This window comes from Sphingobacterium sp. UBA6317, from assembly GCF_002440385.1.
Taxonomy (GTDB): domain Bacteria; phylum Bacteroidota; class Bacteroidia; order Sphingobacteriales; family Sphingobacteriaceae; genus Sphingobacterium; species Sphingobacterium multivorum.
Genome location: NZ_DJTD01000069.1, coordinates 86896 through 99853, shown reverse-complemented (window position 1 = coordinate 99853; position 12958 = coordinate 86896). Strand labels below are relative to the sequence as shown.

General features: G+C 37.6%; 13 protein-coding genes. 2 read left to right on the top strand and 11 right to left on the bottom strand.

What is annotated here, in order from left to right; translation table 11 throughout:
- The first annotated feature begins 91 nt into the window (after window positions 1–91).
- Window positions 92–847 (top strand): DUF6263 family protein, encoded by a 756-nt coding sequence (locus B3E92_RS23885; RefSeq protein WP_070562709.1) that lies wholly within the window; start codon window positions 92–94, stop codon window positions 845–847.
- A 59-nt stretch (window positions 848–906) separates the two neighbouring features.
- Here B3E92_RS23885 and gcvH read toward each other — a convergent pair whose 3' ends face one another.
- Entirely contained in the window at window positions 907–1287 is a 381-nt protein-coding gene (gene gcvH, locus B3E92_RS23880) for a glycine cleavage system protein GcvH (protein WP_286754217.1), read from the bottom strand.
- Window positions 1288–1387: 100 nt separating this feature from the next.
- Here gcvH and B3E92_RS23875 point away from each other — a divergent pair, with 100 nt between their 5' ends.
- The gene (locus B3E92_RS23875; RefSeq protein WP_286898501.1) at window positions 1388–2584 is read left to right on the top strand and encodes an anhydro-N-acetylmuramic acid kinase; all 1197 of its coding nucleotides are present in this window, start codon (window positions 1388–1390) and stop codon (window positions 2582–2584) included.
- Here the strand turns inward: B3E92_RS23875 and B3E92_RS23870 are convergent, their stop codons facing one another.
- The 10 genes from B3E92_RS23870 to B3E92_RS23825 all read right to left on the bottom strand — a co-directional run bounded on the left by B3E92_RS23870 (window position 2585) and on the right by B3E92_RS23825 (window position 12894).
- Window positions 2585–3256 (bottom strand): DUF2461 domain-containing protein, encoded by a 672-nt coding sequence (locus tag B3E92_RS23870; protein ID WP_286898500.1) that lies wholly within the window; start codon window positions 3254–3256, stop codon window positions 2585–2587.
- A gap of 7 nt (window positions 3257–3263) precedes the next feature.
- Window positions 3264–4064, bottom strand: a complete 801-nt coding sequence (locus B3E92_RS23865) for a phosphatidate cytidylyltransferase (RefSeq protein ID WP_286844838.1) — start codon at window positions 4062–4064, stop codon at window positions 3264–3266.
- A 3-nt stretch (window positions 4065–4067) separates the two neighbouring features.
- On the bottom strand, window positions 4068–4277 hold the full coding sequence (locus B3E92_RS23860; protein WP_286898498.1) for a DUF2007 domain-containing protein: 210 nt from the start codon (window positions 4275–4277) through the stop codon (window positions 4068–4070).
- Complete coding sequence (locus B3E92_RS23855; RefSeq protein WP_286898496.1) at window positions 4252–5175, bottom strand: CPBP family intramembrane glutamic endopeptidase; 924 nt, start codon at window positions 5173–5175, stop codon at window positions 4252–4254. Before B3E92_RS23855 ends, B3E92_RS23860 begins: the two co-directional genes overlap by 26 nt.
- 238 nt (window positions 5176–5413) lie before the next feature.
- A complete protein-coding gene (locus tag B3E92_RS23850; protein WP_286898492.1) occupies window positions 5414–8731 on the bottom strand; it encodes a S41 family peptidase in 3318 nt (1105 codons plus the stop codon).
- A gap of 142 nt (window positions 8732–8873) precedes the next feature.
- Entirely contained in the window at window positions 8874–9626 is a 753-nt protein-coding gene (locus B3E92_RS23845) for a zinc ribbon domain-containing protein (RefSeq protein WP_070562689.1), read from the bottom strand.
- Complete coding sequence (locus tag B3E92_RS23840) at window positions 9626–10726, bottom strand: Nif3-like dinuclear metal center hexameric protein (protein ID WP_070562686.1); 1101 nt, start codon at window positions 10724–10726, stop codon at window positions 9626–9628. Before B3E92_RS23840 ends, B3E92_RS23845 begins: the two co-directional genes overlap by 1 nt.
- A complete protein-coding gene (locus tag B3E92_RS23835; RefSeq protein ID WP_201639951.1) occupies window positions 10716–11201 on the bottom strand; it encodes a hypothetical protein in 486 nt (161 codons plus the stop codon). Before B3E92_RS23835 ends, B3E92_RS23840 begins: the two co-directional genes overlap by 11 nt.
- A 22-nt stretch (window positions 11202–11223) precedes the next feature.
- The gene (locus tag B3E92_RS23830) at window positions 11224–11979 is read right to left on the bottom strand and encodes an alpha/beta hydrolase (protein ID WP_286898490.1); all 756 of its coding nucleotides are present in this window, start codon (window positions 11977–11979) and stop codon (window positions 11224–11226) included.
- Window positions 11980–12183: 204 nt separating this feature from the next.
- Window positions 12184–12894, bottom strand: a complete 711-nt coding sequence (locus B3E92_RS23825) for an SAM-dependent methyltransferase (RefSeq protein ID WP_286898488.1) — start codon at window positions 12892–12894, stop codon at window positions 12184–12186.
- Window positions 12895–12958: the final 64 nt, after the last annotated feature.

The following is a 12958-nucleotide window of genomic DNA, read 5'->3' as shown; positions in this document are numbered from 1 at the left end:
AAAATTAAAATCCCTTTTACTGTGTGAAAGGGATTTTTTTTATATTTAAACTGGCCAATTGTTGCTTACTAAAAAAATTAAAATTCCATATATGAAAAAATTAAGAATTGCCTCTTTAATGGCTGTATTTGCATTTCTCGTGATATCTGCTTCCGCACAAAAGAAATACACATTACGCGTAAATCCCGATTCAGGGAAAAAAATATCACAAAATCTTGTGATGACCATGGATATTGACGCTGCTGGCCAAAAAATGGTGACAGACCTTAATATGGGCTTTGATATCACCAATACGACGAAAAAAGACAACATATTTGCGTTCGATCTTAAATATACCGGAATCAACATGAAAATGAATATGGCAGGAATGGATATGACTTACGACTCTAAAAACCCCGAGGCCAATGAATTTTCTAAACAGATGCATGCGACCTTAGGCAAGTTGCTCGAAAATAGCATTAGCTTTAATGTTGATCAACTTGGCAAATCTTCCGATATCAAGTTGCCTGAGGGCATTAACATGCCGTTTGATAAAAGTATGTTCGAAAATATAACTACAGTATTGCCTGAGCAGCCGATTAAAATAGGTGATTCTTGGACATCCAAAACTGAATCAGATGATTCAGGCATTTCAGTAGAAAACAAAATGACTTTAATAGAAGCAAATGAGCTAGGCTATAAAGTAAATGTTGAAGGAAAAATGTTCGGTCCGGATGCAAATCAGGTAGGCAACGTGCAGGGCTTCTATGTCTTGGATAAAAAGACCTGTCTTACCACGAGTACAGAAATGACAAGTGCCGTGGATATGCCTGAAGCAAAAATAAAGACCACCTTAAAAACCCAATAAACGACGAAAAATAAAATAGGGGCCTTTTGGCCCCTATTTTATTTTTTTATATATCAAATTTATGCGTTGATCTCTTCTTTGTACTGATCAGCAGATAACAAAGCGTCAACATCAGCAGCGTTGTTCAATTTAATACGAACAATCCAGCCTTCACCGTAAGGATCAGAATTGACCAATTCAGGAGATGCATCAATAGCTTCATTCACCGATAAAATCGTAGCTGCTACAGGTAAAAACAAATCAGAAACTGTTTTTACGGCTTCAATTGTACCGAAAACTTCATTAGCGGCTACTTCTTCACCTACAGTGTTTATGTCAACAAAAACGATGTCACCCAATTCACGTTGAGCGAAATCGGTAATCCCTACAACTGCTTCATCACCTTCAACACGAATCCATTCGTGATCTTTGGTGTATTTCAATTCTGCTGGAAAATTCATTGTATTTAATTTTTTGATTTTTAATGCCGTGAAGTTACAAAATATCTTTAATTGTCAAAAATGATATTCATCATAACATTTTTGTGTTTATTTTTAAGCTATGAATCCTCAAATCGAAAGACTTTACCAAATTTCACAAAAGAAAGAACGTCGTATTATTGGCCTGATGTCCGGAACATCCCTGGATGGTCTTGATATCGCCGTGTGCCGCATAGAAAATGCAGGTAAAACAACGAAAATACAGCTCGAGAATTTTACTACAATGGTTTATGAGGATGATTTTAGAGAGCGGGTGCGTGAAGTTTTTGCAAAACGAAATATCGACCAGCAATTATTTTCGGGACTCCATGCTTATATTGGAGTCACGCATGCCAAATTAATCAACACAGCATTGCAACAATGGAATCTATCAAGCAGTGAGATTGATTGTATAGCCAGCCATGGGCAAACCGTATACCATGCTCCTCAATCGTTGACCAAAGACCGCAACTGGCCCAACAGCACTTTACAGATTGGAGATGGAGATCATATCGCGGTAGATACAGGTATCATAACCCTATCTGACTTTAGGCAAAAACATATTGCTGCAGGAGGAGAAGGGGCACCTTTGGCAGCCTATGGCGACTACCTTCTTTTCTCGCATGCAACAGAAAATCGATTCTTATTGAATATTGGCGGTATTTCTAATTTCACATTTATCCCAAGCCATCAAACAAAGTCGAAAGCTTATGCGACAGATCTCGGTCCAGGCAATACAATGATGAACCAATACATGAAGGTAAATTTTGATCAGGAAATGGATAAAGATGCCTATATGGCTAAAAAGGGCCAAGTAAATGATGCGCTATTGAATCAATTATTAACGGAGGAGTTTCTAACGCTGCCCTTTCCAAAAACCACTGGGCCGGAACTATTTAATCTCGCTTATCTCGCAAGGGCACAGGATTGTTCGAAAACAAGCCATATTCCGCCTGAGGATGTTATGGCGACCCTCAATCGCTTTGCTGCTCATGCGATGGTCAATGGCATTCGCAAGCAGTCAAAAGGGCTATCCGATGTAGCGGTGTACATTAGTGGTGGTGGACTACACAATCCATTGCTGTTCGATTACATCAAAAGGAGCCTACCTACTTGTAACGTTGAAAGTTTTGCAACATTGGGTATCAACCCAGATGCAAAAGAGGCCGTTCTCTTTGCGCTATTAGCAAATGAGACTTTGGTAGGCAACAAATCCAATGTAGCGCAAATTAAAGACTCTCCCGCTGTCTGTATGGGCAAAATCAGCTTGCCTGAATAATTATTCTGTATCGATGGCTTCTTGTAAAAACTCTTTAAAAGGAAGCATACTTTTATAGGAAGCCACGATATTATCCAGCGCATTTTTTGCAGATAACTCCTTTGTAGTTAAAGATCTATCCAACACAAAACTTTTCAATTTGATAAAGTCAATAAACGGATTATCTTCACTATAGCCGGCCGGTGCACGTTTCAGTAAATCTTCTTTGAAAAGCGTAATATTACTGCCAGTCAATACTGTTTTTAAAATTTCATCCAATTTATCACCACTGTAATCAATTTCTTGTCTTATTGCCTCTAAATGTTGCTTTTCAGGACGCCAATACCCACAGGCGATAAATGAATTTTCCGCTCCAATATGAATATAGTACTCTGGTCCCTGCAACTTTCTTCCATCAACAGAAATTCCTGCCCCAAACCAACTTTTATAAGGAGTTTTATCATTTGAAAAGCGTGTATCCCGGTAAATGCGAAACAAACATTTACTTGCTTGAATGGAAGTATTAATTTTAGGGTCAAACTCGCTCAATGCAGTAATTAAATCTGTCAAAAAATTTCTCACATCAGCCAATGCAGCTTCATATTTAGCTCTGTTATCGGCAAACCACTCCCGGGAATTATTGGCTTTCAATTCCGTTAAAAAATCAAATGTAGATTTTTGAATGTGACTCATAATACAATCAATTGATTAAAATTAAGAAAACATAGACCATAGGTGCCGCTAATAACAACCCATCAAATCTATCTAAAAAACCACCATGTCCAGGCAATATATTTCCGGAATCTTTTACGTGCAAACTACGCTTTAACATAGACTCTACTAAATCCCCCAATGTTCCAACAATACTGATAATTGCCGCAATACTTACCCATTGCCAAAGTGGAAGATAACCAAAATATTTTTCCAGATTTACAGCAGCAACAATAGCCAAAATCAAGCCCCCAAAGAAACCTTCCCATGTTTTCTTTGGTGAGATCCGTTCGAATAATTTACGTTTTCCAAAGCTTCGTCCAGCGAGATATGCCCCGGTATCGTTTGTCCACAATAAGATCAAAAAACCTAAGGGCAGTACATAGTTAAAAGTACCTTGCAGAAACCCTAATTTGGAAAATAGGAAGAAAGGCAATGTAACATAAGCTATACCCAAAAAAGTATAGGCAATATCATTGAAAGGAAAAGTTCTCTTCTGAAAAAGTGAAATAATATAAGTCGCACTTATAAATGGGATAATCAGTGCTAAAAATTTTACCGCAAGCAAGCCCATCGAAACTAATGAGCCCAAAACAAATAAGAGTAAGGCCAGTGTTATGCCTATCCACTTATTTGGGGCGCGTTCTTCGGACGAAACTATTCCATAGAATTCATAAAGACACCATGTACTGAGCAGTGTAAAAAAAATGGAATAGACATAAGCGCCCAAAAGAGTGGCAGCTATCATGACAGCCACAAAGATTACCCCCGTTATTGCTCTTGTTTTCATCTCTTAAAGCCCTCTTTCTGCTTCCTCAATTAATGTTTCGGCCAGATCAATAGATCCTTTACTGACATAGAGTTCAATTTTCCCAAATAAATAAGAAGAATCTTGTTTATTCATTGCGACAGTAGGAATACCATTTTCTTCCAGCATTTGCTTGACTATCTCGGCTTGAATCGCATTTGTATATGTTTTAATTTTTTTCCAATCGTTCTCCATTATTTTCTTTTTGCGTTGATCTATAAAATAAGAATACAAAAATAAGAGTAAAAATGAAGCCTACAAGATATATCCACCAAGATTGCAATTCAAATGCATTGAATTCATCATAACTCTTTCCCTCTCTTACGTAATAAAATGCCCCGATTGTGGCACCGGCATTGTTGACAAAGTGTCCAAAAATGGGCAGTACGATGTTCTTGCTCCATACATAAAGATAGCCAAAAAAAGCGCCCAATAACATGCGGGGAACAAAACCAAAAAATTGCAGATGTATCGCACTGAAAATAATGGCAACAAGCCATATAACCACATGCTGATTGCTCAACCATCTTCCCATTATTTTTTGCAAAACACCACGGAACAACAATTCTTCACCTATGGCCGGAATCAAAGCTAGTATAACAATATTATACAAAAAGCCGGATACACTCGACTCCATAATAATAACCTTGATTAAATCGGCCGATTCCTTTTCACTACGCTCCATCCAACGCTGCAAAGATTGCATATTATCGGGCAATTGTAAGGATTCATTCCAATGACCGATCAGACTCATCAAAGGCATAAAAGAAAGCATTGCTAAAAATATATAGCCAAATTGCATTCCGCTAGGCCAATTTTTCAATTTAAAATAGGTTATACCATATCCTTCGCGTGTATTCATCAGATAAGCTGGCACAACAAAAGATCCCAAGCTACTCATTAACAACATAAATCGCATATCATTGGCAGATCCATTCAGTATAGACTCCAAGGAGAAGACCTGCCCTATAAATGAATAATAACTTGCAATAATCAGAATGGCAATAATCTGCGAAAGAATGGAAAAACCAATAACCATTAAGATCAAACGTAATAAAGATTGAAACGGATGGGGTGTTTTTTCAGGAAACATATCTAGTAAATATCAGTTAAAGATAACAATAAAAGCAAGATTTATTAAAATTGTCATGTCCAATCAAATTTTAGCATCTGATTTGTATTGGCCTAATGAAAACGAATGATATGATCTAATTACGATAAAAACTACACGAGATATATTCAATCATCTCGGATATGGATGCAGTTACATACAAACTATATGATCAAAAAAGGGCTTTGAATCTCTTCAAAGCCCTTAGATTTATACTCTTTTAATTCACCCGAATAGGATCGGCTGGTTTTTGTAAATTTTTGTAAGGATACTTTTTCATTTCTTCCAACAATATCTTCACCGTTCTTTCAAGTTGAGGATCACGACCCTCCAAAAGATCTTTAGGCAATTGTTCGATAAATACATCAGGAGCCACACCTTCATTTTCAATAATCCAATTTCCTTTGAGGTCATATACACCGAAGTTTGGCGAAGTAATACGGCCGCCATCCAACAAAGGAGGATAGCCACTTATGCCAACCAAAATCCCCATTGTCGTACGACCAACCAATTTACCCAGCCCTTTAAAACGGAACATATAAGGCATCATATCGCCACCTGAACCTGCATTTTCATTAATGATCATGGCTTTAGGTCCATAAATACCATTTCCTGGTGTAGTAAATCCTTTTCCATCACGAATTCCCCAACCAGCAATCAGTTCACGGGACAAAATATCAATGACATAATCGGCCACCCAGCCACCACCATTGTTTCTTTCATCCATCAGAAGAGCCTTTTTATCCATCTGAGCGAAATAATAACGATTGAAATAGGTATAACCTTCAGCACCGGTATTTGGCATGTAAACATAAGCTATTTGCCCATTACTCAATTCATTTACTTTCTTACGGTTCCTTTCGACCCATTCCATGCTCCGCAAATTCATCTCGTCGCTAAACGAGATCGGTTTAACGATTACTTCACGAGCGCCGACCAATGAAGGTTTTGAATTGACCTTCAACGTAACTTGTTTACCAACAGTATTGTCAAATAAACTATAGATATCCTTATCTTCAGTCAATTCAGCACCATTAACAGCAACAATATAGTCTCCTTCTTTGATGTTTAATCCCGGTTCAGCCAATGGGGCTTTGAACGATGGATTCCATTCAAGACGCGTAAACAATTTAGCAATCTGATAGTAACCATTCTTTAACGTATAATCTGCTCCCAACACACCAACTGAAACCGACGGCGTGGAAGGTTGATCTCCAGGATAGATATAATTGTGTCCAACGACCATTTCTCCCATCATTTCATTCAATAAATAACCAAGATCAGAACGATGGTTTACAAAAGGCAGGAATTTTTCATATTTGGTTTTCATCGCTTTCCAGTCAGCACCATGCATGTTTTCAACATAAAAATAGTCTTTTTGCATTGACCAAACTTCATTGAATACCTGTTTCCATTCGGCAGCGGGATCCACCAATTGCTGAATTCCGCCTAGCTTAACTTCGCCGGCAGTAGGAGAGGCTACTTTTTGCCCAGCTGTTACAATATTGAATCCATTTCCCGTTTGATATAACATCTTCTTACCATCAGCGCTAATAACAAAACTACGGGCATTTTCCACTAAGGTTTTGTTTTCGAGATCCTTAAAATCATATGCTCCGATTGTTCCCCCACGTTGGTAAGTCAATTGATTTGGCACTAAACCATTCAAATTCCAATAAGGTCCAGCAGGTAAAGGGAGGGCAACTATTCTGTTTTCTATACGATCGAAGTCAACTTGAATAGATTTATCAATGGGCTTACTTGTCACTGCCTCTTCCTTTTTATCCTTTTTAGGTGATTTTTTATCGTTTTCTTTTACACGATCTTTTTTATCACCATCTCCTTCTTCCTTTTTATCCACCTTATCCTCACGGATTTGTTCCTCATCACTATCATTCTTAAAGAATGATGGCGTTTTACTGGATAAAATAAAGCCATATACGGCATAATCAACATTACGCTGCACCGCGGACATATGTAAGCCAGAATTTGTCAACCCTGTATTTGTACTCGCTGTAAAAAATAGATATTTACCATCCTGAGAAAAAGCTGTACTACGCGCAGAGCTCATACCATCCGTAATTTGCTGAGTTTTCTTTGTATCCAAGTTATACATAAACACAGCGGGTACCCCATTTTCCAATGTACGTATAAAAGATATCCATTTTGAATCAGGAGACCAGCTTGGTTGGAAATGATTGGATACACGGCCAGTTTGACCGCTCAATTTATCGTCTGCAACTTTAACAATGGCCTTTGAAGCGATATCAATATAAAACAGATTAAGATGTGCATCATTGTAAAACAACTTCTTGGAATCCGGTGACCATGTTGGTTCGAAATAGAAGTTCGTTTCTCCTAAGTTAAAGTACAGGGGTTTATCTTTTCCAAATTGATCCATCAGCACCAACTGATAAGATCCATTTTTGTCTGAAATATAAGAAATCCATTTTCCATTTGGAGACCAATCCGGAAAACGCTCATGAGAACCCGGAGAATTAGATAAATTTCGGGCTTCACCTTTCTCCTTAGGTACCGTAAATATCTCTCCCCGCGCCTCTAATAATGCCCGTTGGCCTGTTGGCGATAGGGTAGCATAACGTATATCGTCCTTAATGTCTTTATAATACGGTCTTTTGTACATTACATCTGTATTCACCGTAATATGCAAAGGAGTGACTTTATTATCGCCCAGATTTAGTGTATTTAATACGCCAGCATATTCAAAGATCAACTCAGTCCCATTTCCATTCAGCGAACGCACATCGTAATCTTTAAAATCCGTTAGCTTTTCTACCTTTTTGGATTTGGTATCATAACTATAGATGTTAACAATTTTATCACGATCGGAAAGGAAGTAGATCTTATTTCCCAACCACAATGGTTTAACATCATTACTTTTAACCTGCGGAATAGCTTCTATTTCTTTGGTTTTCGTATCGAAGATCCAAATTGTCGGCATACCACCACCCCGATAACGTTTAAAGGCAACTCGATCTCTTTCAGTAGGATCAGTGTTCTTGATATAAGCCCAGTAACGACCATCAGCAGAAGGGCTTCCCTGAGTCGCCTCAGGCATAATAAGCGCCTTTTCCATTCCTGACATTTGAATATTGGAACTGTATAATCGTGGACTTAATGCATAGGTGAAGTCACGAGATGTCGTATAATATACTTCATCATTATTGAGCCATCCCCGCAATACATCCGAAGAAGGGTGATAAGTGATCCGTTTGGGCTCACCACCCGTTACAGGGATTACATATACGTCTGTATTTCCGTCATAATTTCCTGTGAATGCAACTTTCTTGCCATCTGGAGAAAACATTGGATTCTGTTCCACTCCAGGATTTGTTGTAAGGCGTCTCGGATTAGCTCCGTTTTTTTCGGCAATCCAAATATCTCCACCATAGACAAAAGCAATATTGTTGGCGCTAATACTTGGATTTCGAAGCAATAGGGTTTCTTGCGCTTTTGTTTGCAGAAAGGATGTACCGAGCAAAAAGGCAGCAAATAACTTGAAATGAGTTTTATTCATAAACGTTTAAAGGTTAAATTTACCACACACAAAACTACACTTTTGTAAGCGGACCTAGTTAGTATATCAACAAAGTTGCATAAAAAATATGACAAAAAAAAAGTCCTGCTTTACAGCAGGACCTTCCTTTATCTATTGAGGATTAGAAACCGTACTCTTGTTCGATTTCTAACACAATTCCTTCATCAACCAAAACGCGACCACAGTGTTCACAAATGATGATTTTCTTACGTTGACGTATTTCTGATTGCATTTGAGCAGGAATCTTATTATGACATCCGGAACAGCTATCACGATCTATTGAAACAACAGCAAGTCCGTTTTTAAACGAGTTACGCAAACGGTAGTATACCTTTACCAAACGTTCTTCGATATTCGCTTCAGCCTCAGCAGCTTTTGCTAACAATGCATCTTCTTCTTTTTGAGTTTCAGAAGTAATTGTTTCCAATTCTTTCTTTTTTCCCTCAAGTTCGCTTTTGCTATACTCAAGATTTCCTACAGTAGTATCGTAGTTTTCTGTTTTGTTACGAATCTCAAATTCTGCTTCTTTGATTCGTTTCTCGCAAACCTGAATCTCAAGACCTTGGATTTCTATTTCTTTCGAAATAGCGTCGTACTCACGATTATTCTTTACCTCATTCAGCTGCGACTCATATTTTTTGATAGCAGCTTGGGCATCCTTAATCATGTTTTTACGCTTAACGATCGAATCTTCTAAATCGTCTAAGTCTATTCTGATCTTCTCAATACGAGTCTCTAAGCCCGCAATCTCATCTTCAAGATCTGCAACTTCCATAGGCAATTCACCACGAACTTGGCGAATTTTGTCTATTTTAGTATGTACGGCTTGTAACAGCCATAATGCTTTCAATTTTTGTTCTACGGTTTGTTCCATCAACTGTAGTATTTTATAGGATTTGTATCTATTTCTGTTGTTAAGGTTGCAAAGTTAGGAAATTTTTTCGTAATAATGTCGTACAATAATTCTTGCGTAAATTGTTCGCTCTCAAAATGTCCCGTATCTGCAATCACGATTTCACCTTCAGCATCAAAAAATTCATGATATTTATAGTCTGCTGTAACAAAAAAATCAGCACCAGAACGTTTGGCTGCACCGAGTAAAAATCCCCCCGAGCCACCACAGACCGCTACACGACTAACTTTTTTATCTAATAAGGCTGTATGACGAATGACATTCAACCTCAGTTTGTCCTTAAGATAAGCTAAAAATTCCAATTCAGCCATTGGTTCAGCCAAATTTCCAATCATTCCTGCACCGATTTCAGCAGCCGTATTTTGAATATCAAACAAATCATAAGCTACTTCCTCATAAGGATGAGCTTCATAGAGTGCCAAAAGTAACTTTCTTTCAATAGATTTCAGGTAGATAACCTCAATTCGTGTTTCCTCAACACGCTCTTGAACACCAATCTCCCCAAGGGTAGGATCGGCCCCTTCTAAAGGTCTAAAACTACCATAACCCGCCGCATTAAAACTACATTGATCATAGTGTTTTCCGATTTTACCTGCGCCCGCATCAAACAATGCCTGTCGGACATCTTCAACATGACTCCTAGGTACAAAAACGACCATTTTTCGCAATACATTTGTTTTAGATTCCAGTATAGCCTGATTTTCTAATCCCAATTTATCGGCAATTTTCGTATTCACTCCACCGGTAACATTATCTAGATTCGTATGAATGGCATATAATGCAACTTTATGTTCAATTGCTTTAATAACCGTACGCTCCACATAATTTTTCCCATTAAATTTTTTTAGCCCCCTAAATACAATGGGATGGTGCGAAATAATTAAATTACACCCTTTATCAATGGCTTCTTTTACAACATCTTCTGTGCAGTCCAATGAAATGAGCACCTTTGTAATCTCTCTATTGGCGTCGCCCACAATAAGGCCAGCATTATCATAAGACTCTTGCAAATCTAAAGGAGCCAATTGCTCCAAATAGTCAATGACTTCTTTAATTTTCATGGTCTACAATTACCTCCTTTTCTCTAAATTTATTATGTTCCTCTAAAATTCTTCTATTCGCGTTAATTTCAAACCAGTAATTAGCCAATGTCACAAAATGCATAATGATCAGTACACCGGAAATAGAAAGTGGGAGCGGAATATTTGTAGCCAGGTAAATCCATGCATATAGCGATCCTTTCCTAAACGTAGGGTTTTCCTCCACAGCTATTTTTCGATCATAAAATTCATTGATCAAAGAATCCCTTAGACGCGAAGCAACCTGAAAATTCCAATAAATATTAACCAGCGGAATTGCAGCTAACCACGATTGGTTGGGCGTCATTAATCTATTTTCTTTGGCGACCAATTTTAATGTCTTTCGAATTGTATTTGCAAATAGAAGCCATACGATAATACGTATGGCAACAATACCCATAGCGGTATAAATTACTTCAGGCTTACTTAACTCTCTTATTAATTCCTCTTGCGTCATTGAACTATTTATTGCTTATTTATTATTCCTGTTCCAACAAATCTACTAATTCTTTCAACTTTTTTATTTGTGGATTATGATCTCCAACAAATTCGACTGTTTTAAAACCTATATTTTTTGCCTTCCTATAAAACGGGTAAAAATCATCATCCTCAATTGTTTTGCCATCCTCATAAGTCAAAATGTAAGTACTTGGAATTTTAAGACGTTTCGGATTTTTTAAACTGATCTTGTCTGTCATTGTTCTGAACGGGTGGGGGACATCCCTAGGAAGCTTCTTAATATCCTTCACCCAGAAAGGAAAAATATAACCATCCTTTTCTAATTTTAACAGTCCATTTACTGCACTGGATTTACCCATTAAGTTCATTACAGATTGTTGATCCTCCGGTAGTATAGCATCCAAGTAAACCAATTTACGGATTCTATCCGGAAGACTATCTGCCACAGCCGTGATAACCATCCCACCATAACTATGTCCGACCAATATAATATCATGGAGATCCTCAAACAGGATCGTATTCACAACATCATCGACATGCGTTTGTAATCGGATAGAAGTATCTGCTAAATGATAACGCTCACCCAGGCCTGTTAGTGTGGGTCGGTACACCTCATTTCCCTTTTTAGCTAACTCAACCGCCGTATTTTTAAACTGCCAAGCACCACCCCAAGCTCCATGGACAATAACATATGTAGAAGACTGTGCAGCAAGATCTTTACTGAATCCAACTAATGAAAACAAAAACATAATAGACAATAATCTACAGTAATTCATCGTGTTATATATTAAATCATTCTAGACGGTTAACAAACTCTATTCAGCATTTATTCTGATACGCTGGTTTAAATATTTATTAAAAAACAAAATGTAAGCACTCACTTACTTTATTAAAACATACTTCACTCATGTAAAAACAGCTTTTAATTTCATCATTAAACTTCATCAATGAAAATAGGGTAGGGGGGAGCTCTAAAAACATCATGCATAAAGTAAAAAAATAGTTGGCTTTTTATGATAATCATACGATCGTTTTCGCCACTCACCAACTGTCAAACTTTGTATATTTTCGTCGGCAGCTGTTACATTTGACGCAACACAGAGTAAGGTGGAAGGTTTACATATTTTTAGTAGATCGGCTAAAAGCTGATTATTTCTAAATGGAGTTTCAATAAAAATTTGCGTCTGCTTTTCACGTGCTGATTGCTGTTCGAGATTTTTAATCTCCTTAGCTCGATCAATTTTATCGATAGGCAAATAACCATGAAAGGCAAATTTCTGACCGCTAAATCCGGAAGCCATAAGTGCCAGTAGAATAGAGCTTGGTCCAACAAGAGGAACTACCTTAATACCCAATTGATGTGCCCGCGCTACAATAGAAGCACCAGGATCAGCAACACCAGGACATCCCGCCTCAGACATTAATCCAACACTTTTGCCTTGTTTCAAGCCTTCAAAAAAATCATTTATATTTCCCTTGTCCCGCACATGTTTTCCATAATCATGGATCGTTAATTCGCTCTGCGGAATCTTTAAACCTGCAAGTTTTAAAAACTTGCGCGCCGTTTTTTCGTTCTCTACAATATACTCGTCCAATAAATTGATTGTTTCCACTAAATACGGAGTAAATGACTGGAAAGCTGCGTCATCACTCAATGGAACAGGAATTAAATATAAGATACCATTTGCCATAATACAAACCTACTAATTAAGGTCCATTTGGCTATACTAATTTTAAACTTAGCATTATTTAACC

What these genes read in the sequence shown, in the direction of transcription:
- B3E92_RS23885 (WP_070562709.1), top strand. Translation starts at nt 92, where the DNA reads ATGAAAAAATTAAGAATTGCCTCTTTAATGGCTGTATTTGCATTTCTC.
- gcvH (WP_286754217.1), bottom strand. Translation starts at nt 1,287, where the DNA reads ATGAATTTTCCAGCAGAATTGAAATACACCAAAGATCACGAATGGATT.
- B3E92_RS23875 (WP_286898501.1), top strand. Translation starts at nt 1,388, where the DNA reads ATGAATCCTCAAATCGAAAGACTTTACCAAATTTCACAAAAGAAAGAA.
- B3E92_RS23870 (WP_286898500.1), bottom strand. Translation starts at nt 3,256, where the DNA reads ATGAGTCACATTCAAAAATCTACATTTGATTTTTTAACGGAATTGAAA.
- B3E92_RS23865 (WP_286844838.1), bottom strand. Translation starts at nt 4,064, where the DNA reads ATGAAAACAAGAGCAATAACGGGGGTAATCTTTGTGGCTGTCATGATA.
- B3E92_RS23860 (WP_286898498.1), bottom strand. Translation starts at nt 4,277, where the DNA reads ATGGAGAACGATTGGAAAAAAATTAAAACATATACAAATGCGATTCAA.
- B3E92_RS23855 (WP_286898496.1), bottom strand. Translation starts at nt 5,175, where the DNA reads ATGTTTCCTGAAAAAACACCCCATCCGTTTCAATCTTTATTACGTTTG.
- B3E92_RS23850 (WP_286898492.1), bottom strand. Translation starts at nt 8,731, where the DNA reads ATGAATAAAACTCATTTCAAGTTATTTGCTGCCTTTTTGCTCGGTACA.
- B3E92_RS23845 (WP_070562689.1), bottom strand. Translation starts at nt 9,626, where the DNA reads ATGGAACAAACCGTAGAACAAAAATTGAAAGCATTATGGCTGTTACAA.
- B3E92_RS23840 (WP_070562686.1), bottom strand. Translation starts at nt 10,726, where the DNA reads ATGAAAATTAAAGAAGTCATTGACTATTTGGAGCAATTGGCTCCTTTA.
- B3E92_RS23835 (WP_201639951.1), bottom strand. Translation starts at nt 11,201, where the DNA reads ATGACGCAAGAGGAATTAATAAGAGAGTTAAGTAAGCCTGAAGTAATT.
- B3E92_RS23830 (WP_286898490.1), bottom strand. Translation starts at nt 11,979, where the DNA reads ATGAATTACTGTAGATTATTGTCTATTATGTTTTTGTTTTCATTAGTT.
- B3E92_RS23825 (WP_286898488.1), bottom strand. Translation starts at nt 12,894, where the DNA reads ATGGCAAATGGTATCTTATATTTAATTCCTGTTCCATTGAGTGATGAC.